The organism is Nonomuraea sp. NEAU-A123 (genome assembly GCF_018603905.1).
Taxonomy (GTDB): Bacteria; Actinomycetota; Actinomycetes; order Streptosporangiales; family Streptosporangiaceae; genus Nonomuraea.
The window spans coordinates 727446-746699 of record NZ_JAHFZZ010000002.1 but is presented as its reverse complement, the minus strand read 5'-3'; the positions used below and the strand labels follow the sequence as shown (position 1 = coordinate 746699).

Genomic DNA, 19254 nt, shown 5'->3' with positions numbered 1-19254 from the left:
GCACCGGATGGTCGCTGCGGAGGCGCGGCGTGCGGCCGGAATCCGGCCTCATGGCGTGGGCGGCGGGCTGAGCAGAGGCTCGATGGAATCCCACGCGGGAGGCTCCGGCCACCCGTCTTCGCCCGAGGTGTCCGGTCCCGACGCCGAAGTCGAAGTCGAAGCCGAGTCCGTGCCCTCCAGGCCGATGACTGCGCAGGCCAGCAGGTGCTCGCCGGGCGGCAGGTCGCCCTTCAGCGTGGGGATCGTGGTACGCGCGGCGAACACGTTGGTGCCGGGCAGGGCCACGACCAGCTCACCCTCCCGCCGGCCGTGCAGGTCCTCGATCACGCACAGGCCGTGCGGCGAGTCGAGCCTGGCCCGGCCGGGACCGGTGTCGACCCGGGTGGGCGGCCGGTCCCGGTCGACCGCGAAGGCGCCCTCGGCCGTAAGCAGCGCCCGCCCGGTTCTGATCCGGTGCACCCGCACGTGCCACGGGGGCAGGGCGACCAGCCAGGTCTCGATCTCCACGTCGTCCCAGGGAGTCCAGCGCGCGTGCAGCACACCGTCGGAGGCGGAGGCGTCGTCCGGCAGCTCGCACGGCCTCCAGTGTTCGCCGTCCTCGCTGAGCGCCAGCGTGCTGTCGAAGGCGCCCTGCTCCAGCTTCAGCGTCCCGGCGGGCACGCTGAAGCCGAAACGCGTGGAGTAGGCGAACTTGGCGTACTTGGCCGCGCCGTGCCGTGCCCACGGGTTGCGCTGTCCCGCGCTGAGCAGCACCACGTGCCGTCCCTCCTCGCAGCGCATCAGCGCCACGCCCGCCTCCGGCTGGGTGCTGACCTCGGGCAGCGGGGGAGCGTCGGCCTCCTTGGCGGCCCAGAACGGATGCTCCGCGGGCAGGGCGAGCGGCAGGAAGGCCTTCATGGCCCAGTACGGCGAGCCGGGCGCGTTGTACTGCTCGGCCATGTGCGGCTGGGGGTAGCCGTAGCCGATGGTGAGCAGCCCGGCGGTGTCGCGGATGGGCTGGTGGGTCCACCAGCGCAGGTTCCGCAGCAGGTGTCCCTTGGTCACCTCCCAGGGCAGCGCCTCGACCCCGGCGAAGGCCAGCGCCCCCCAGAACGCCGACTGCGCGAAGCGGTAGGTCAGGCTCCTGCCGAACGGGACGGCGACCCCCTCGCTGGTGAACCAGTGCTGGAAGTCCTGGGCGAACGTCGCGGCCCGCTCGCGGAAGCGCTCGGCTCTGGCCGGGTCGTCGCCGAGCGCCGCGTAGATGAGGCCGTAGTAGTGCATGGCGAACGGGATGTAGTAGTCGCGCTGCCAGGTGGGCCCGTCGGAGTACCACCCGCGTCCGAGGTCGAACTCCTCCAGCCGGTCGAGCCTGGCCCTGTTGGCGTCGTGGTCGTGGGAGACCCCGACGCGGTCGAGCCCGAGCCCCACCATGACCGGGAAGAACAGCCAGTTGTTGTTGTTCGGCTCCACGGTGACCGCGTGCCGCAGCCAGGCGGCCACCGTGTCGCGCTGCCGGCCGGTCAGCGGGTCCCACATCTGCTCGGGGGCCAGGGCGAGCGCCAGGCCGATGGCGGCGGTCTCGACCAGCCGCTGGTTCCGGTCGAAGACCGCGCCCCAGTAGTCGGGGTGCTCAGGGTCGGTCCCGGTGGCGAGGCCGGCGCGCCAGAGCTCCCAGTGATCGAAGGTCCCGCCGCCGGCCGCCAGCGGCGCCAGCCCCCACAGCGGGCGGGCAAACGCTTCCAGCTCGGCGGCCGCCTGGTCGTAGTGCGCCGTGTTGAACCCCAGCCGCAGCCGCCCCCTGCCCGGGCTGAACCGGGAGATCAGCGGCGCGACCAGGTCAAGGACCTGAAGCCGTAGGTCGTCTCGGTCGCTGCCAGGCCGCCCTGCGCGGTCGTCGGTGTCCACAGGCTCACTCCTCCGGTGGGAAAGCGCTTTCACAGACAGGGTTCCCGCCGCCGCCCTCAATTGTCAACAGCCGGCCGCCCGGACGCAGAAAGATGCGACCGTACGGTCACTCGGCCGGTTCCCGTGTCACGCGGGGCGGCGCGGTGCTGTCGCGGACGTGCAGTTCCATCGGCAGGTACACCGGCTCCCCGTCGTGCCGCTCGGTCATGAGGGTTTCCAGCATCTCGGCCGCCTGTCTGCCGAGCTGTCCCCGGGGTGTCGACACCGTGGTCAGGCCCGTGTGCGCCACGTGATCCAGCGCGATGTCGTCGAACCCGACCACCGACAGCTCCTCCGGAACCCGCACCCCGAGCTCGCGCATCCGGGTCACCGCCCCCAGAGCCACCAGGTCGTTGTAGGTGGTGAGCGCGGTGGCGCCGGTGCCGGCCACCTCGGCGGCGGCCGCGTACCCGCAACTGCTGGTGGACCCGCACGGCAGGATCGTGACGGAGAGGCCGAACGCCTTGGCCGCCTCCAGCGCCCTGATCCGCTCGGCGTTGGCCCAGGACACCTCGGGCCCGCTCAGGTAGGCGACCTGGCGGTGGCCCAGTTGCGCGAGGTGGCCGCAGATCAGCATCATCCCGCCGAAGAAGTCGGCGGAGATCGCGGGCGCGGCCAGGCCGGGGACTATCCGGTCGAGCAGGACGAGCGGGTGGTCCCGGGCGGTCAGGACGACCAGGTCGGCGCGCCCCATGCGGGGGGAGCAGAGCAGCACCCCGTCGCAACTGCGCATCAGGTCCTCGACCAGGTCGTGCTCGATCGAGGGGTCCTCGTCCGACTCCATGACCATGACGCGGCGCCCGTGGGAGCGGGCGACGGCCGAGACGGCCTTGAGCACCTCGGGAAAGTAGGGGTTGGCCAGGTCGGGGACCAGTACGCCGATGGTGCCCCACTCCCCGCGGGCCAGCCCCTGCGCCGCGGCGTTCGGCCGGTAGCCGAGCTGCCTGACCGCGTCGTGGACGCGCGCCGCCAGCGAGGGGTCGACCTTGGTCGTGCCGTTGAGCACGCGGGAGACCGTCGAGGCCGACACCCCCGCGGCCGCCCCGACGTCGCTGATCGTTACCCGATTCGGGCGGCCCTGCCGCGGATTGCGCACCTGCTCCTCCTAGCCCCGTGCAGCGCCCGTCAGCCGAGCAGCCCGCGCAGATGATCCAGATCTCTCCGTACGGCCGCCGCCGGGTCGGCCGTCGGGTAGTGGACGTGCAGCGACAGCGCTCCGGTGTAGTCGCGTGCGCGCAACCCGGAGATGATCTCCGGCCAGCGGACCACGCCCCCGTCCGCGAACGGTTGCCACTCGCACACCCAGCCGTCCGCGGCGGATCGCCAGACGGCGTTCTTCACTCCCATGCAGGCCATCCGATCGCCCAGCAGATCGACGTTGAGCGCCCATGCCTCGCTGCCCTCCTTGGCCTGGTTGCCGGGGTCGGCGTAGAAGCGCACGTCGTTCAGGTCGCCTGCCAGGGCGAGGGCGAGCGAGCCGGACGGATGGATCGTACCCTGATGCAGTTGGAGGGCCAGCCGCACGCCGTGCCGGGCGGCGAGGTCGGCCAGGCGGGCCAGCGCGGCCTTGGACTCCTCCAGCCCGCGGCGGTATCCGACGGCGGGGTCGTAGCGGTAGAAACCCGTCCGCATGAGGGGGACGCCGCTCTCGCCGCAGGCCGCGATGATCCGTTCGGCGTCCGCGTCGGCGTCGAGCAAGTCGGTGGTGACGATGTCGAGGGTGAGCCCGCGGCGCATGAGCTCCTTGGCGACGACGGCGATGCCGCCGGGGTCGGTGGGGCTGACCGTCTGCCCCTCGCGCACGAGGAGGTCCGCCCCCTCGGCGCCCACTGAGACCAGGGCGTCGGCCAGCGGGGCCGCGTCGATGGAGCCGAAGGGCTTGGTGAAGGCGAGCAGACGCACACGTACTCCCGAAGTGAGAAAGCGCTTGTTGAACTTCTTCCAAGGCGCCGATCGCGGCAACCCTTCCACGGCCTTCCCGATGCGATGCGGCTGAGAAATGCCTGGATAACCCGCATGCGTCGGGCGTCGATGGATCATGGAGGCTCTCGATCGGCAGACCTTCACAGTCGAGCATCGACCTGAAACCGCTTTCTCACAAGCCTTGAATCCGGTAATGAGGCGGGGTTACCCTCAGACCCACCCTCGGGCAAGCGCTTACCAACCGCCCGAGCACCCCTGACCTCCGCCTCTTTTGGAGGGCCCATGAATCCCCATCGACGTTGGACCGCCGCGATGATCACCGCCGCCATGGCGTCACTGCTCGTGGCGGCGTGCGGTACCTCGAGCACCGGGAGCGGAGGTGGCTCACAGACCAAGCTGCAGATCTGGGACTTCTCCGCCGAACAGGTGAACTTCCACAAGGACATCGCCAAGCAGTTCACCAAGGAACATCCCGACATCACGATCGAGTGGCGCTCGATCACCCAGGCCGACTACATGCAGACCCTGCCTCTGGCCTTCCAGAGCAACCAGGCGCCGGACATGTTCTACTGGAACGCCACCGGGCTGTCCCAACTGCTGGACCAGAAGTGGATCCGCCCCCTCAGCCCGAGCGGGACCGTCCCCGCCGACTTCACCAAGCGCTGGCCGGACGGGTCCTTCCTGGAAGGCATCAACGTGCAGGACGGGAAGACGTACGGCTTCCCGTTCTCGGAGAACCTGTACTGGGGCTCCGGCTACATGTTCCTCAACAAGCAGGTCTTCCAGCAGGCCGGGCTGGACATCAACAACCCGCCCAAGACCTGGACCGACCTCAAGAACACCTGCGCGCAGATCAAGGCCAAGACCAAGGCGGAGTGCATCGCCGCCCCCACCAAGGGCGTGGACATGCAGCGGCCCTGGTACGCGCTGATCAGCAGCGTCTCGACGGACGAGTTCTTCGACTACAAGACGGGCAAGTTCGATCTGACCGAGCCCGGGCAGGTCAAGACCTTCGCCTTCATCCAGGAGCTCAACAAGGCCGGGTACCTGGCGCCGGGCACCAACGACAAGAACTTCTCCCGCCAGCAGTTCGCCGCCGGGCAGGCCGGCATCTTCTTCGACGGCACCTGGGTGCCGAGCGTGTGGGCCAGTCAGGGCTTCAGCAGCGACAAGTACGTGGTGGCGCCACGCGTCACCCCGGACAGCGGGCAGACCGGCGCGGCCGGCCGCAAGTACGACGGCAACAAGTACTGGGTCAGCTCGCAGACCAAGCATCCCGACGCCATGTGGACGTTCATCCAGTGGATGACCGACCCCAACGGCTACTTCGTCAAGCAGTACTACAAGAGCGCCTTCGGCACGCTGGCCTACGTCGACAACGAGAAGATGGTCACCGACCCGGCGCTCAAGCAGATCATGCAGATCGGCGCGCAGCCGGGCTACCGGGTCCAGCTTCCCGTGCCCCTGCTCAAGTGCCCCGACATCGCCAAGTCCAAGGCGTACGTCAACGCGCTGGCGAAGAACCCCGACGGGGAGTGGGCGGCCATGAGCGAGGCGCTGGTCAGCGGCCAGCCTCTGGAGTCCACGGGCGCCGCCATCGTCAAGCAGCGGCAGGCCGCCCTTGAGGAAGGGCTCAAACAGGAGGCGGCCGGCGGCCTGAAGGTGTCGATGGACTGCTACACCTTCCCCGACTGGGACTACACCAAGAACTACACCTCGGACATGTACCCCCGCTGACCGGACGGCGCCGCCGGCCAGGCGCGTCGGCGGCGTCCCCTTCTCCCTCGTGAGGACATCCATGACAACCACCGCTCCCGCCCCGGGCAGGGAGAAGGTGACGGGCCGGGACCGGTCGCCCGCCAAACGCGAGCCCGAACGCGTCGATCACTCCCGCGAGCGCGTCCGCGGCCTCGACAGGGTCTGGCTGCTCGTCTTCCTGGCCCCCTTCCTCCTGCTCTACCTCGGCTTCACCATCTGGCCGCTGGTCGCCACGATCTACTACTCCTTCTTCGACTGGTCGGGCATCGGCCCGATCGACCACTTCGTCGGGGCAGGCAACTACGGCTCGATCCTGGTCGACCCGCTGTTCTGGGTCTCGGTGGTCAACACACTGATCTTCGCCCTGCTGACGACCGCCATCAAGCTCCCGATCTCGCTGCTGGCGGCGATCCTGCTCACCCGTAAGTGGCTGCGCGGCAAGCGGTTCTTACGGACCATGTTCTTCGCGCCGCTCATCATCCCCGTCGCCATGGCGGGTCTGGTCTTCACGTATCTGCTCAACCCGTCCAACGGCGCGCTGAACGCGATCCTGCGTGACCTCGGCCTGGTCGACCGGGGGTTCGACGTGTTCGCCAACCGGTGGAGCGCGCTGCTCGTGCTCGTGCTCGTCTCCATCTGGCAGATCTTCGGCCAGTACATGATCTACTGGATCGCGGCCCTGCAGAACGTGCCGGAAGAGGTCTACGAGGCGGCCGCCATCGACGGCGCGGGCGAGTGGAAGAAGCTCACCCGCATCACACTGCCGATGATCAGGCCGGTCGCCGTGATCATCACCCTGCTCGGCATCGTGAACGCCATGCACGTCTTCGGGCTGGTCGTCACGCTCACCGCGGGCGGGCCCGGCACCAGCACCTACGTGGTGTCCTACTTCATCTACCAGAACGCCTTCGGCTCGGTGCCGTTCGCCTACGGCTACGCCTCGGCGGCAGCGCTGCTGTTCTCCGTCATCGCCTTCGTCCTGGTCTCCGCCCAGGGTGTCGCGGTCCGCCGGGCCCAGCGGCTCAGGAAGGAGTACGGCGTCTGATGGCGACAATCACCAAGCCCACCGGGCGCAGCCAGGCCGTACGGGCCAACCTCATCGCCCTGCCGATCCTGCTGGTCGTCGGGCTCGTGTGGATCTATCCCTTCCTGTGGACGATCTCGGCCGCGTTCAAGACCCAGGCCGGGATGTTCACCAGCGGCGCGAGCCTCGTGCCCGACCAGCTGAACTTCGACAACTTCGTCCGGGCCTGGGTCAACGCCGGGTTCTCCGGATACTTCGTCAACACGGTCCTCTACTCGGTCGCCTCGACCCTCGTCGAGCTGGTCAAGGCCGCCCTGTGCGGTTATGTGCTGGCCAGGTATGAGTTCCCCGGCCGCACCCTGCTCTACCGGATGATCGTGGGGACGCTGTTCATCCCGGTCGCCTCGATCATCGTCCCGCAGTTCGTGCTCATCGAGCAGCTCGGCCTGCTGAACACCCGGGCCGGGGTCATCCTGGCCATGTCCGGCGGCGCCGGCGCCCTCTACGTGCTGCTGTTCGTCGGGTTCTTCTCCAGCGTCCCGACCGATCTGTTCGAGGCGGCCAAGCTCGACGGGGCCGGCTTCCTCAAGACGTTCCGCCTCATCCTCCCGCTGGCCAAACCGGTCATCGCGGTGGTGGTCATCTTCCAGTTCATCAGTAGCTGGAACGAGTTCAACATCCCGCTGGTGTTCACGCTCGGCCAGCCCGACCTGCAGAACCTCGCCGTCGGGATGCTGTCCTTCCAGGGCGAGCACGCCACCGACTGGACCGGGTTCGCCGCCGGGATGACGATCTCGTTCCTGCCGATGCTGATGATCTTCCTTTTCTTCCAGAGCTACTTCACGCGCGGCCTGGCCGGCGCCACGAAAGGGTGACAGTCCGCTTGGAAATGAGGCACGGCGCGTTCGCTTACACCTGGGACCTGGTGGGCGACCCCGCGGCGGCCGAGCGCATCGCCGGCCTCGGCGTGAGCACGGTGACCCTGCAGGCCGCCTACCACTCGGTCCGGGCCACCACCCCGTGGCATCCGCGCCACCGCATCGTGCAGGCCGACCACGCGGCGGCCTACTTCCGGCTGCGCCCCGAGCGCTGGCAAGGGCGGCTTCGGCCGTACCCGCCGAGCTGGGGGGTGCCCGACGAGGACAGGTTCGGCACGGCGCTGGCCGCGCTGGCCGGGGCCGGGCTGCGGGCCGAGGCCTGGCTGGTGCTCACGCACTCCTCGGTGCTGGGCCGCGAAGCGCCCGACCTGACCGTCATGAACGCCTACGGCGAAGCCTTCCCCTACGCGCTCTGCCCCGCCCAGCCCGCCGTTCACGACTACGCGCTCACCCTCGTGCGCGAGGTCTGCGAGCAGTACGACGTGCCCGCGCTGATGCTGGAGGCGTGCGGCTGGCTGGGCATGGAGCACGGCGGCCACCACGAGAAGACCTCCGGCGCCTACCTGTCCGCCTGCGGCAGGGCGCTGCTGTCCCTCTGCCTCTGCCCGGCCTGCCGGACCGGGCTGGCCGGGCGTGGCCTGGACGTCGAGGAGCTGGCGCGCGACGTGCGCGCCGCCGTGGACGGAGAGCTCCAGCAGGGCGTCCCGGCCGGGACGAGCCTGGACGAAGCACTCGGCCGCGAGCGCGCCCAGACCCTGTACGATCACCGCGGCCAGATCATCGCCGACCTGGTCCGCGCCGTGGCGGCGCTGGCCGGCGGCCGCGAGCTGCTGCTCATGGCCACCGACGACCCGCAGGTCACCGGCCCCGACGTGGGGATCGACCTGGCCGGCTTCGACGCGCCGGTCGACGCGTACGTGCTCAAGTGCTGGGGCCAGGAGCAGGCGGCCCTGGCCCAGATGAAGGCCGCGGCGAGCCGTACCGACATCCCCCTCGTCGCCAACCTCACCGTGCTGGAAGACGGCCACGCCCGCATCCCGGCCCTGGCCGCCGACCTCGTCGCCGCGGGCGCGCGGCAGCTACGTTACTACCACGCCGGGCTCGGCTCGCCCGCCCGCCTGGCCAGCGTGCGAGCGGCGGCTCGCTTGAAGGAGAAGCAATGCTGAACGGCCTGTACGTGATGGACCCGAACCGTTTTGACGACGTCTACGGCCCGGAAGCCCGGGCCGCGATCGAGCGGCACCTGGCCATCGACTCGCCTCTGCTCACCCGCGACCGGATCACCCCTGACGTGCTGGCCGGCCTGGAGGTGCTGGTGACCGGGTGGGGGGCGCCCAAGCTGGACGCCGAACTGCTCGCCGCCGCGCCCAAACTCGCGCTGGTGCTGTACGGCGCGGGCTCCATCCGCCCGATGGTCACCCCGGAGATGTGGGCCAGGGGAGTGCGCGTCACCTCGGCGGCCACCGCCAACGCCGAGCCTGTCGCCGAGTTCGCGCTCTCACAGATCCTGTACGCGCTCAAGCACGGCTGGCGCTACGTACTGGCCGCGCGCGCCGCCGCCGCCTCCGCCCCGCGCGGACCCGAGCTCGGGGCCTACGGCGCGACGGTCGGCCTGGTCTCGCTCGGCGCCACGGGCCGGGCCACGGCGCGGCTGCTCGCCCATCACGAGCTCGACGTACAGGCCTACGACCCGTACGCCGACCCGGCGCAGGCCGAGGAGCTCGGGGTGCGTCTCGTCGGCCTGGCGGAGCTGTTCGCCACGTCCGACGTGGTCAGCCTGCACTCGCCGCTCACCCCTGAGACGGAGCGCATCGTCGGCACCGGGCTGCTGGAGTCGATGAAGCCCGACGCCACCCTGATCAACTCGGCGCGCGGCGGCCTCGTCGACGAGGCCGCGCTCGTGGACGTGCTGAGCCGGCGGACCGACCTGTTCGCCGTCCTCGACGTCACCGACCCCGAACCGCCCGTCGCCGGGTCGCCGCTGTTCACGATGCCCAACATCGTCGTCACCCCGCACGTGGCGGGCAGCCTGGGTCGCGAGCGGCGCCGTCACGGGCAGACCATGGCCGAGGAGCTCGCCCGCTACGTCGCGGGGGAGCCGCTGCTGTACGAGATCACCGAGTCCGGCCTGGCGAAGAGGGCATGAACACCACCCTGGTGCTGCTCCCGCCGCACGATCCGGCCACCGCGGGATGGCAGGCCCGGCTGGAGCAGGCGGTGCCGGAGCTCGTCGTGCTCCAGCCGCGGACCCGCGAGGAGGCGGCGCACGCGCTGGCGGAGGCCGACGCCGCCTACGGCACCCTGCCCGCGGACCTGCTGGCGCACGCCGGACGGCTGCGCTGGCTGCAGGCCCCGCAAGCCGCGCCGCCGCCGGGGTTCTACCACCCGGCCTTGATCGCGCACCCTGTGCTGGTCACCAACATGCGTGACACCTACACCGACCACGTGGCCGCGCACGCATTGGCTCTGGTGCTCGCGCTGGCCAGGGGCCTGCCCAGGTACGTCCGCGAACAGGCTCGCGCGCGCTGGGCGCCCGACTGGGACCCCGGCGCCGTGCTCCCCCTGGGCGAGGCGACCGCCCTGGTGGTGGGGGTGGGCGCGGTCGGGGCCGAGGTCGGCAGGCTGCTGGCGGCGTTCGGCACCAGGGTCGTGGGCGTGGACGCCCGGCGCGGCGGCCCGGTGCCGGGCTTCGCCGAGGTGCTGCCGGCCGACGCCCTCGACCGGCAGCTTCCCGAGGCGGACCTGGTCATCCTGACGGTCCCGCACACCCCCGCCACCGAGGGCCTGCTGGACACGCGGCGGCTGGCGTTGGCCAAGCCCGGCGCGTACGTCGTCAACATCGGCCGCGGGCCCACCGTCCGGCTCGACGACCTCGCCGCCGCCCTGTCCGCGGGGCGCCTGGCCGGCGCGGCCCTGGACGTCTTCGAGACCGAACCGCTTCCCGCCGATCACCCGCTCTGGGGACGTCCCGACGTGCTCATCACCCCGCACGTGGCCGGTGTGGGGCCGCACGCGGAGGAGCGACGCTTCGCCGTACTGCTGGAGAACGCCCGGCGCTTCGTGCGCGGGCGCGAACTGATCAATCTGGTCGACAAGTCTGAATGGTACTGATCACGTGAACCGGATAGCACGCGTCGAGACCTTCACCGTGGCCCTGCCCTCGCTGCGCGACTTCGCCGTCGCGGGCGGGTCCGTCGTCCAGAGCGGCCGCTCTGCCATCAGAGTCCTGGTGAAGGTCACGGCCGACGACGGCGCCACCGGGTGGGGCGAGGCCACCCCGATCCCCTCCTGGACGTACGAGACCACCGAGTCCATCGTCTCCACCATCGAGGGCTACCTGGCCCCGGCGGCCGTCGGCCGCCCGCTGTGGGACCTGGACGGGCTCTGCCGCACCTTCGACCGCACCATCAGCAAGGGCTTCTCGATCGGCATGCCGCTGGCGCGCGCGGCCGTCGACGTGGCCTGCCACGACGCCTTCGCCCGCGGCCTGGGCCTGTCCCTCGGCGAACTATGGGGCCGGCGCCGGCGCGACACCATCGAACTGGCCTGGATCGTGGCCACGGAGTCCGTGGCCACGGCCGCCGACTCGGTGGTCGAGGGCCGCGCGCACGGCTACCGCCACCTCAAGGTCAAGCTCGGCCTGCACACCGAGGACGAGGACGTGGCCATCGTGGCCGCCGTGCGCGCCGCCGCCCCCGATGCCGTGCTCTGGGTGGACGCCAACCAGGGTTACACGGCCGCCGCCGCGCTCCGGGTGGCCAGGCGCCTGGCCGACCTGGACGTCGCCGTCTTCGAGCAGCCGCTGCCCTCCAACGACATCGCCGGCCTGCGCCGCCTGCGTGACGCCAGCCCCATCCCGGTGGCCGTGGACGAGAGCCTGCGCCACCCGAGCGACCTGGCGACGTTCGTCCGGCTCGACGCCATCGACGTCGCCGTCGCCAAGGTGCAGCGCTGCGGCGGGCTGACCCTGGCCCTGCGCCAGTGTCAGCTCGCCGAGGACTGCGGCCTGGCGATCATGGGCTCCGGCCTCACCGAGTCCGACATCGGGCTGGCCGCCTCGCTCCACCTGTTCGCCGCGTTCGGCGTGGACACGCCCGTGGACCTCAACGGCCGGCAGTTCATCACCAGCCCCTACTCCACGGATCCGGTCATCACCATCGCCGACGGCGTCGCCCACGTGCCCACGGGCCCCGGCCTGGGGATCGGCGTGGACGAGCAGGTGGTCCGCGCGCTCGCTCTTTGACATTCCTCCACGACGCCCGCCTGCCGCGACCGCTAAATCGTTGGACAATGCGTACACCCGTGAGCATCGTTGGCGGCATGCAGCAGGAGGAGATCTGGGATGCCGAGACCGCCCAGCGCTATGACACGCCGGGCACCGGGATGTTCGCGTCCGAGGTCTTGGAGCCGACCGTCGACCGCCTCGCCGAGCTTGCGGGAGACGGACGGGCACTCGAGTTCGCGATCGGGACCGGCCGCGTGGCCGTGCCGCTCGTTGAGCGAGGGGTGCCCGTAACCGGCATCGAGCTGTCACCTCCGATGGTGGACCAACTGCGGACGAAGGTGGACGAAGCGACGATCCCGGTGATCGTCGGCGACATGGCGACCGCCGTCGCTCCGGGGAAGTACACGCTCGTCTACCTCGTCTTCAACACGATCTCGAACCTGCTCACTCAGGCCGAGCAGGTCGCGTGCTTCCGCAATGCCGCCCGCCACCTCACACCGGGCGGCCGGTTCGTGATCGAGCTCTGGGTGCCTGAACTGCGTAAGCTTCCACCGGGTCAGCAGGCCACGGTCTACCACTGCGAGCCCGGCTACATCGGCCTGGACACCTACGATGTTCTTCTCCAGCACGTCGTCTCGCACCACTTCAGGTTCGATGAGAGCAGACGGGCTGAGCTGTTCCGTAGCCCGCACCGCTACATCTGGCCGGCCGAGCTCGACCTGATGGCGCAGTTGGCCGGGTTCGAGCTGGAGACCAGGCATGCCGATTGGACCGGAGCCGACTTCACCGCCGAGTCGCGTTCCCACGTGTCCGTCTATCGCATCCCACCGGACCACTAGCCGTCGAGGAACCTTGCCCATGGTGACCAGGCAAAACACCTCATAGAGTGGAAGGCGTGAGCAAGCTCACCAGCTTTCGTCGGCTGGGCACGCGGAAACCGACCACGCCGCACGTCGACCATGCGGCGCTGTTCGCTGCCACGCCGTCACCATGTCTGGTGCTGGACCCAGATCTGATGATCGTCGATGTGAACGCGGCCTACCTGCGCGCGACCGGCCGCACCGCCGAAGGCCTGATCGGGCAGTACATCTTCGACGCCTTCCCCGACAACCCCGAGGATGCCAACGCCAGCGGCGTGACGAACTTGAACGCCTCGCTGCAGCGGGTGCTGGCCTACCGGGAACCGGACACGATGGCGCTGCAAAAGTACGACATCCCCCTCGCCGGTTGTCCTGGAGCGTTCGAGGAGCGCTGGTGGTCCCCGATCAACACCCCCGTCCTGGCGCCGGACGGGACGCTGTTGTGGATCATCCACCGGGCCGAGGACATGACGGAGTTCGTCCATACCTCCGGTCCGCAGCGGACCACCGCCCGCCGCTCAACGAGGCGGGAGGCGGAGATGAAGGCCGAACTCTATTCCAGGGCACAGGAACTACAAAAGCTGAACGAGGAACTCCGCCAGGCCCACGCCAGTGAGCGCCAGGTCGCGCTCGCCCTGCAGGAGGCCATGCTCCGCTGTCCCGATCTCGACCTTCACCCCAACATCGCGGTGCGCTACCTGCCAGCGGTGGGAACCCTGAACGTCTGCGGCGACTGGTACGACGTCGTCGACCTGCCGGACGACTGCTTCGCCGTCGCGGTCGGCGACGTCGTGGGTCACGGCCTGGAAGCCGCCACCTCCATGGGGATGCTGCGCAGCGCGCTGAGTGCCGCGATCCGCGCCATGAAGGAGCCGGCCCCGGCGCTGGAAGTGCTCGGCTTGTACGCCCGTTCGCTCGAAGGGGCGCTGGCCACCACGGCGATCAAGGCCGTGATCGACACCAGAAGGCGCCGCATCACCTACAGCAGCGCCGGCCACCCGCCACCCGTCCTGCTCCACCACCTGGACAGCTCCTGTGCGCTGCTGGACCAGGCCACCGACCCTCCGCTGGGTGCTCGCCCCGAACATGTCACCCGCCCTCAGGCCGAACTGCCCTACAAACCCGGCGACACCCTCGTCCTGTACACCGACGGTCTCATCGAACGCCGCGACCGGGACATCGACGTCGGCTTGGCACTCCTGACCGACGCACTCGCCCGATCCGGCCGGCTCGACCCCGAACGCCTCGCCGACACCCTACTGGCAGACCTGGACGTCAGCAGCGGCGCCCGCGACGACATCGCCCTGCTCGTCGTCCGCCTGTGAACAGGGGGTTTCCACGCGACCAGGCGCGTGGCAACGCACACGACACCCCTGGGAGGTCATCATGGTGAAGCGGCACCTGGCCCTGGCGACGGTCGCCACCGCGGCCGCGATCGTGGCCGTCTGGGTCGGCGGCGGCCACCCGCAGCGTGTCCGGCGCGGTGAGGAGCGCGAGGGAGCGGGGCAGTCGTGACCGCCGCTGATGGGATCGTGCTCGGCGTCGCGGTGATCGTGCTGGGTTTTCTCGGCTGGTACTTCTTCGGGCCGCGCAAGAACACTCTGGCCGGGCTGCGTGACGGCGTACAGGAGATCGAGATCGTTGTACGGGGCGGCTACTCGCCGGACATTGTCCGGGTACGGCAGGGCATCCCCTGCGGATCGTCTTCGACCGCAGGGAGAGCGGGGACTGCACCTCCCGGGTGGTGTTCGCCGACTTCGGCGTCAGCCGGGCGTTGCCGGCCTTCGCCAAGACCGCAGTGGAGCTGCTGCCGGCCGAAGCGGGGGAGTACGGCTTCGCCTGCGGGATGAACATGACGTGCGAGCGCGCTCGGAATTGAGGTAGCGCCAGCGGGCCGACCAGCAAACGAGCCGCTTGGCGAGCCAGGGGGCCACTTCGGTTCCTTCGGCGATGAGTACGCCGATGACGAGCATCAGGATCTCGGTGGTCATTGATCACCGGCCAGCAGCGCACGGAACTGAGCGAGCGGAGCAAAGCCGAATGCGGGCCGCGTCTTCGCTGCGGCAGGGCGGCGTTCCGTCAGGAGCGCGCGGGCTGCGGGGACTCCGTCTCCGGTGAGTCGGTAAAAGCGGCGCCGCGGCCGGTTGGTTTCTGGTGTGAGTTCCTCCCATTCGCCGGTGATCCATCCGGCGTCTTCGAGGCGGTCGAGGGCGTTGTAGACGGTCGGGCCTGATCGCTTCGTCTCTTTCATGATTGCCCAGCCGTGGATCTTCTCGCCCTCCTTGTGGGCGCGTAGCAGCACTTCCAGCACGTCCAGGGTCGGCTGGGTGATGCGTTGTAGACCTGCCATGCCCTTATCTTACCTACTCAAAATAAGCGCTGCGCTGAAAGAGGAGAGGCCGATCATGGGCATCAAGGAGCACGAGCACGCGCCGGAGCTCGTTGAGGCTGTGCAGGTTGTCGGCGGTCAGGTCGAGGACGTCGTGTCATGACGGTGCCGAGGTCGATCTTCGAGCGCCGGTTCGCGGTGCCCGCCACGGCGGGTGAGTTGGGTGACCGAGGAGAGCGTCCAGCTCGTCGAGCTGCCCGTACCGGCCGTGCTGGAGACGCTGACTGCTGATGACGCGGTCTTTGGACGGCATCCGCACGGTGTCGACCCTCATCTCTGCCGACCACCTGCGGGTACACGCAAGCTGCTGCGGCCTGCTCGACGAGATGGCCGGCTACGCCTGGGACGAGCGCAAGGCCGAGAAAGGCGACGACTCGCCCGTGAAGGTGGATGACCACTCCGTTGACGCGCTGAGGTATGCCCTCCACACCACTCAGGCGGCCTGGTTGAGACTGCTCGAACCCGTCCCGGTCTTCTAGACCTTCCCATGGGCGGTGCACTTCTCCCCAAGGTGGGGAACCGTCAGGCACGCTGCCCAGGGCGCGCCCGTGTCGCCGACAGTAGCGGTGTTTGTACGAACACAGCCACCGCAAACGTCCACGGGCACAGTGATCCGGTCGGTGCCGCTCCTGAGGTAGAGCTGCTCCCCGCCTTGCGCGTTTTCAACCTGCCCGTGGTAGCCCCTTCTGGTCCCGCTCGTCCCGTCACACCACCAGAGGCGGATGTACCGCGAATTGTGCACCGTCTGGAGCACTGGCTGTTTGCAGGGCGGCACCGCCTGCGCGGCTGGCGGGACCGCGCTGAGCAGAATGCCGCTGGCCAGCACCGATGTAGCAATTGCTGCGAGCTTCTGTGTGCGCATCTTGGAACTCCTTGGCCGTCTTTGTCCTGTCTCGCGGGTGAATCGAAGAGGGTTCGACCTAATTCAGTGTCAATCACCCCTTGAGGGCGTTCCAGGGCGTCGCCCGGACACTCGCCGGACATTCCGGTTCGTGACGAAGATCTGCTTCGGTTGCTCGAACCTGTGCCCGTTAGACGCGCACCCTGGACATACGGTCGGTTGTGGCGGCCTGGCCGCCCGGAAGTGCGTCGGTCCGCGCGGCTTCCCCGTACACGCGTCGAGCACCAGGTGCGGCCCCGGCCCCCGCTGTTGAGGGGCAGCGCGAGGCCGGAGCCGCACCGTTGGACCGTGATCACCTAACCCTGACCAGGGAGTTGCTATGTCTGGCGAGAGCGTGCTCGCTCACGACCTGCTCTACTGCCTCGCCCGTCGCGGTAAAAGCGCCGACCGGCAACACGCGATGTGGGCCCACGCGGGCACGGCCACAGCGCTTCGCCCAGTTCCTCGCCGACATGACCCTCCGCACGAGACGGTCGAGGGGAGCCGTGGACGGGAGGTTCCTGGCCGTTTTTGGGTGACTTGTTCGGCATCGGAGCTTGGCGGGTTCGTTGATCCAGATGGCTCGGCCATCCGACCTCAGGAGTACCAACCTTTCGCCGCGTCCACAGCGTCTGGGGGGTATCGACATGAGGAGAGACGTTGGATCGCGATGCCAGTTTCCAGGCGTTCGTGGATGCTCACCAACGCCCGTTGATGCGCCTGGCCTACCTACTCACCGGAGAGGTCCACCTCGCAGAGGACCTCGTACAGAGTGTGCTGGTCCGCATGATCGGGCGGTGGGCGAAGTTAGGCCACATCGACAACCTGGACGCGTATGCCCGCAAGACCATGGTGAACCAGTACATCTCGTGGCGGCGGCGCCGCGGTTCCGACGAGGTGCCGAGCGCCGAGCCGCCCGACCGCGGCTATTCGTCCGAAGACTCCGCAATCCTGCGGATCGTCCTGCGTCAGGCACTCATGCGGCTGACGCCCAAGCAGCGCACGGTACTCGTTCTGCGCTTCTTCGAGGATCGGACAGAACGTGACGTCGCCGACCTGATGGGCTGCTCCGTCGGCACCGTGAAGAGCCAGGCGCACCACGCCCTGGCCCGCCTGCGCGCGCTGGCGCCCGAGCTGGCGCCGAAACTGCCCGTTCTGGACGCCCATAGTGAGGAGGCACGCCGATGACCTGGCTAGGAGAGCAACTCGGCCGCATCGCGGACGACATGCCGGAGCGCGACCTGGGCGCCAGGGCGATCGAGGTCCATCAGCGTAGGCGGCGCAACTTCCTGGCGCTCACCGCCGCCGTGGTGGTCGTGATCACCGTGCTCGCCGCCACCGTCGGTGTACGGGCGCTGCCCGCGGAGCCGCGCGCCGCCGCCCGCCCGCCCAGCCCGCCCGAGCAGTCCACCATCACGGTCGGCGTGATGCCGACCGTGGAGTCGGCGCCCGTGTTCGTGGCACTGAACAAGGGCTATTTCAAGGAGGAAGGGCTGACGGTGCAGCCGTTGATCATCAGCGGTCCGGCGGCCGTGGTGCCCCAGGTACTGAGCGGCATAGTGGATCTGGCGCAGACCGACTACTTCACAGTCTTCAGGGTGAACGAGGCGGGCGAGAAGTTCAAGATCGTCTCTAGCCTGTACCAGGCCGCGCCAGGAAGCTTCGCGATCGTCGTGAACGCCAAGTCGAAGATCAGGACGGCGACCGACCTTAAACGCAAGACGGTGGCGGTCCCGAACCTCATGGGGCTTGACTTGTTGGCACTGACAGCAGTGCTGAAGCGGGCCGGACTGACGTTGAGGGATGTCGTGCTGGTCGAGAAGTCCTATCCCGACATGCTCTACGCGATGGGCAAGGGGCAGGTTGACGCTGCTCTGCTGGCCGAACCGTTCATCACTATGGGCCGCGAGACCAGGCACACGCGGATTGTGGCGGACGTGATGACCCAGGAGTTCGCGAACCTGTACACCGCGGGCATATCAGCTACCGACAAGTGGATCAGCGGACACCCTCGCACGCTGGCGGCCTTCCAGCGCGCGCTGGCCAAGGCACAGCGCCTGATCGCGAGCGACCCCCAGCAGGTGCGCGACTTGCTGCCCACCTACACGAGGATCTCCAGGGCAGCGGCGGCAGGCATTGCCTTGGGCTCCTATCCCGCCCAGCTGGACCTGACAGAACTCCAGCGGGTCGCCGATCTGGCCCGCGCCTACAAGTTCCTCAAACACCCGGCAGACGTCAGGAACGCTGTTGTGAAGGGCGGGTGAGTCCGGCTGCACGACGCGCCGGCCATCACCCCCGTCTCCGCTTCGCGGGGGCCTTCACCCCATTTAGGCGGCCGATGTCGTAGATGAAGTACATCCGGAAATCCGGGGCGCTCGTCCGGCCTTTGAGGGTCAGGCCGCGACAGGGACAGGGCCATCCTGTCGCGGGGTCTTCACGCCCTTCACCAGCAGCCAGAGAAGCATCACGATCTCCGCGATGCCGGCCGGGGCGACGACGAACGGGTTCAGGGCCGCTCCCAGATCCGGGGCCAGGAAGAGCGCGAACGTGTCCACGAGATAGCCGCCGCACCCGGCGACGAGGAGGACTCCCAGCGTGCGCGGGAACATGCGTGACCGGTAAGCGAGGTAGCCCAGCGGCAGCAGCCACAGGCCGAAGAAGATCTGCGCGATGAGGTAGCCGTAGTGATGGAGGTCGAACATGAGCAGCACCAGCGCGTCGGACCCCTGAGGGCTGAGGGCGGTCGCGTACGGGGCCTCGGTGGCGACGATGAGCGCCGCGAGTTGATGAACCATGTTCAGGCAGGTGATGGCCACGGCGATGGCCACGAAGGTCACCATCGCGCGGGCCACGTCCTTGTTCACGTGCTTGAGGAGCAGGTACAGGGACATGGCCACGAACAGGAAGAACGGGGCCTGCACGAGATCGGCCACGAAGCCGACGCGGACCAGGCCGGCGTTCGCCACGGTGTTGTGCGCGGTGGTGGTGGCGTCGCCGGGCACGTAGACCTTGGCGCGCACATAGAGGTGAGCGAAGCCGCCGAAGATGGCGACGATCAGATAGAACAGTCCGGCGGTCCTGGCGAGGCGCTGGGGTGAGCGCATGACTTCTCCCTGCTTTCGGGCGTGGCGAACAGAGCCCGCGAGGCGGATTCCTCGCGCGCATGGTGATGCTTCTCAGTGTTCGAGCGCGGTCCGCGGGGCGCCTGCGTCATCGCATGGTGCGCGAACCGGGAGGATCGGATGTAAAGAAAAGCTAACACGGATCAATGTAAAACAGAGCAGACATGGTGTCAATGATTCTTGCCTCGGGCCCGCATGGGCGTGCGACGTGAGCTTTGGTCTTCCGCACAACGGGAGTGGTGGCGTTCGTCGGATGTGCCGAAGATGCC

The 19254-nt window shown here is 69.0% G+C and carries 19 protein-coding genes; 14 read left to right on the top strand and 5 right to left on the bottom strand.

Going from position 1 to position 19254, the window contains the following annotated elements:
• Positions 1-48: 48 nt before the first annotated feature.
• From KLK06_RS07545 to KLK06_RS07535, 3 genes are all read right to left on the bottom strand, one after another.
• Positions 49-1887: a DUF2264 domain-containing protein gene (locus KLK06_RS07545; RefSeq protein ID WP_214634557.1), complete on the bottom strand. Its 1839-nt coding sequence runs from the start codon at positions 1885-1887 to the stop codon at positions 49-51.
• A gap of 106 nt (positions 1888-1993) precedes the next feature.
• The gene (locus KLK06_RS07540; protein ID WP_214634556.1) at positions 1994-3022 is read right to left on the bottom strand and encodes a LacI family DNA-binding transcriptional regulator; all 1029 of its coding nucleotides are present in this window, start codon (positions 3020-3022) and stop codon (positions 1994-1996) included.
• A gap of 29 nt (positions 3023-3051) precedes the next feature.
• Positions 3052-3828 carry a sugar phosphate isomerase/epimerase gene (locus KLK06_RS07535; protein ID WP_214634555.1) on the bottom strand — a complete coding sequence of 259 codons (777 nt, stop codon included), beginning with the start codon at positions 3826-3828 and terminating at the stop codon, positions 3052-3054.
• Between the two features lie 303 nt (positions 3829-4131).
• On the opposite strand from KLK06_RS07535, the gene KLK06_RS07530 reads away from it, so the two are divergent.
• From KLK06_RS07530 to KLK06_RS07485, 11 genes are all read left to right on the top strand, one after another.
• Entirely contained in the window at positions 4132-5586 is a 1455-nt protein-coding gene (locus tag KLK06_RS07530; protein WP_214634554.1) for an ABC transporter substrate-binding protein, read from the top strand.
• A gap of 61 nt (positions 5587-5647) precedes the next feature.
• Positions 5648-6652, top strand: coding sequence for a carbohydrate ABC transporter permease (locus KLK06_RS07525; protein ID WP_214634553.1), 1005 nt, complete (start codon positions 5648-5650; stop codon positions 6650-6652).
• The gene (locus tag KLK06_RS07520) at positions 6652-7506 is read left to right on the top strand and encodes a carbohydrate ABC transporter permease (RefSeq protein WP_214634552.1); all 855 of its coding nucleotides are present in this window, start codon (positions 6652-6654) and stop codon (positions 7504-7506) included. The genes KLK06_RS07525 and KLK06_RS07520 overlap by 1 nt, the downstream gene beginning before the upstream one ends.
• A gap of 8 nt (positions 7507-7514) precedes the next feature.
• A complete protein-coding gene (locus KLK06_RS07515; RefSeq protein ID WP_214634551.1) occupies positions 7515-8675 on the top strand; it encodes a hypothetical protein in 1161 nt (386 codons plus the stop codon).
• Positions 8669-9655 carry a hydroxyacid dehydrogenase gene (locus KLK06_RS07510; protein ID WP_214634550.1) on the top strand — a complete coding sequence of 329 codons (987 nt, stop codon included), beginning with the start codon at positions 8669-8671 and terminating at the stop codon, positions 9653-9655. The genes KLK06_RS07515 and KLK06_RS07510 overlap by 7 nt, the downstream gene beginning before the upstream one ends.
• Entirely contained in the window at positions 9652-10620 is a 969-nt protein-coding gene (locus KLK06_RS07505; RefSeq protein WP_214634549.1) for a D-2-hydroxyacid dehydrogenase, read from the top strand. The genes KLK06_RS07510 and KLK06_RS07505 overlap by 4 nt, the downstream gene beginning before the upstream one ends.
• Before the next feature lie 4 nt (positions 10621-10624).
• Entirely contained in the window at positions 10625-11752 is a 1128-nt protein-coding gene (locus KLK06_RS07500; RefSeq protein ID WP_214634548.1) for a mandelate racemase/muconate lactonizing enzyme family protein, read from the top strand.
• A gap of 77 nt (positions 11753-11829) precedes the next feature.
• Entirely contained in the window at positions 11830-12573 is a 744-nt protein-coding gene (locus KLK06_RS07495) for a class I SAM-dependent methyltransferase (RefSeq protein ID WP_214634745.1), read from the top strand.
• Positions 12574-12629: 56 nt separating this feature from the next.
• Positions 12630-13919, top strand: a complete 1290-nt coding sequence (locus KLK06_RS07490; protein WP_214634547.1) for a SpoIIE family protein phosphatase — start codon at positions 12630-12632, stop codon at positions 13917-13919.
• 61 nt (positions 13920-13980) lie between these two features.
• Entirely contained in the window at positions 13981-14109 is a 129-nt protein-coding gene (locus tag KLK06_RS61335) for a hypothetical protein (RefSeq protein WP_284734898.1), read from the top strand.
• 226 nt (positions 14110-14335) lie between these two features.
• A complete protein-coding gene (locus KLK06_RS07485) occupies positions 14336-14473 on the top strand; it encodes a hypothetical protein (RefSeq protein WP_308168139.1) in 138 nt (45 codons plus the stop codon).
• A gap of 108 nt (positions 14474-14581) precedes the next feature.
• Here KLK06_RS07485 and KLK06_RS07480 read toward each other — a convergent pair whose 3' ends face one another.
• Positions 14582-14944: a PadR family transcriptional regulator gene (locus KLK06_RS07480; RefSeq protein WP_214634546.1), complete on the bottom strand. Its 363-nt coding sequence runs from the start codon at positions 14942-14944 to the stop codon at positions 14582-14584.
• 269 nt (positions 14945-15213) lie between these two features.
• Between KLK06_RS07480 and KLK06_RS07475 the strand changes: the two genes are divergently transcribed.
• From KLK06_RS07475 to KLK06_RS07465, 3 genes are all read left to right on the top strand, one after another.
• On the top strand, positions 15214-15462 hold the full coding sequence (locus KLK06_RS07475) for a hypothetical protein (RefSeq protein ID WP_214634545.1): 249 nt from the start codon (positions 15214-15216) through the stop codon (positions 15460-15462).
• A 1061-nt stretch (positions 15463-16523) separates the two neighbouring features.
• Positions 16524-17051 carry a SigE family RNA polymerase sigma factor gene (locus KLK06_RS07470; protein ID WP_214634544.1) on the top strand — a complete coding sequence of 176 codons (528 nt, stop codon included), beginning with the start codon at positions 16524-16526 and terminating at the stop codon, positions 17049-17051.
• Positions 17048-18127: an ABC transporter substrate-binding protein gene (locus KLK06_RS07465; protein ID WP_214634543.1), complete on the top strand. Its 1080-nt coding sequence runs from the start codon at positions 17048-17050 to the stop codon at positions 18125-18127. Before KLK06_RS07470 ends, KLK06_RS07465 begins: the two co-directional genes overlap by 4 nt.
• 129 nt (positions 18128-18256) lie before the next feature.
• Here KLK06_RS07465 and KLK06_RS07460 read toward each other — a convergent pair whose 3' ends face one another.
• Positions 18257-18967, bottom strand: coding sequence for a DUF4386 domain-containing protein (locus KLK06_RS07460; protein WP_214634542.1), 711 nt, complete (start codon positions 18965-18967; stop codon positions 18257-18259).
• Between the last annotated feature and the right edge of the window lie 287 nt (positions 18968-19254).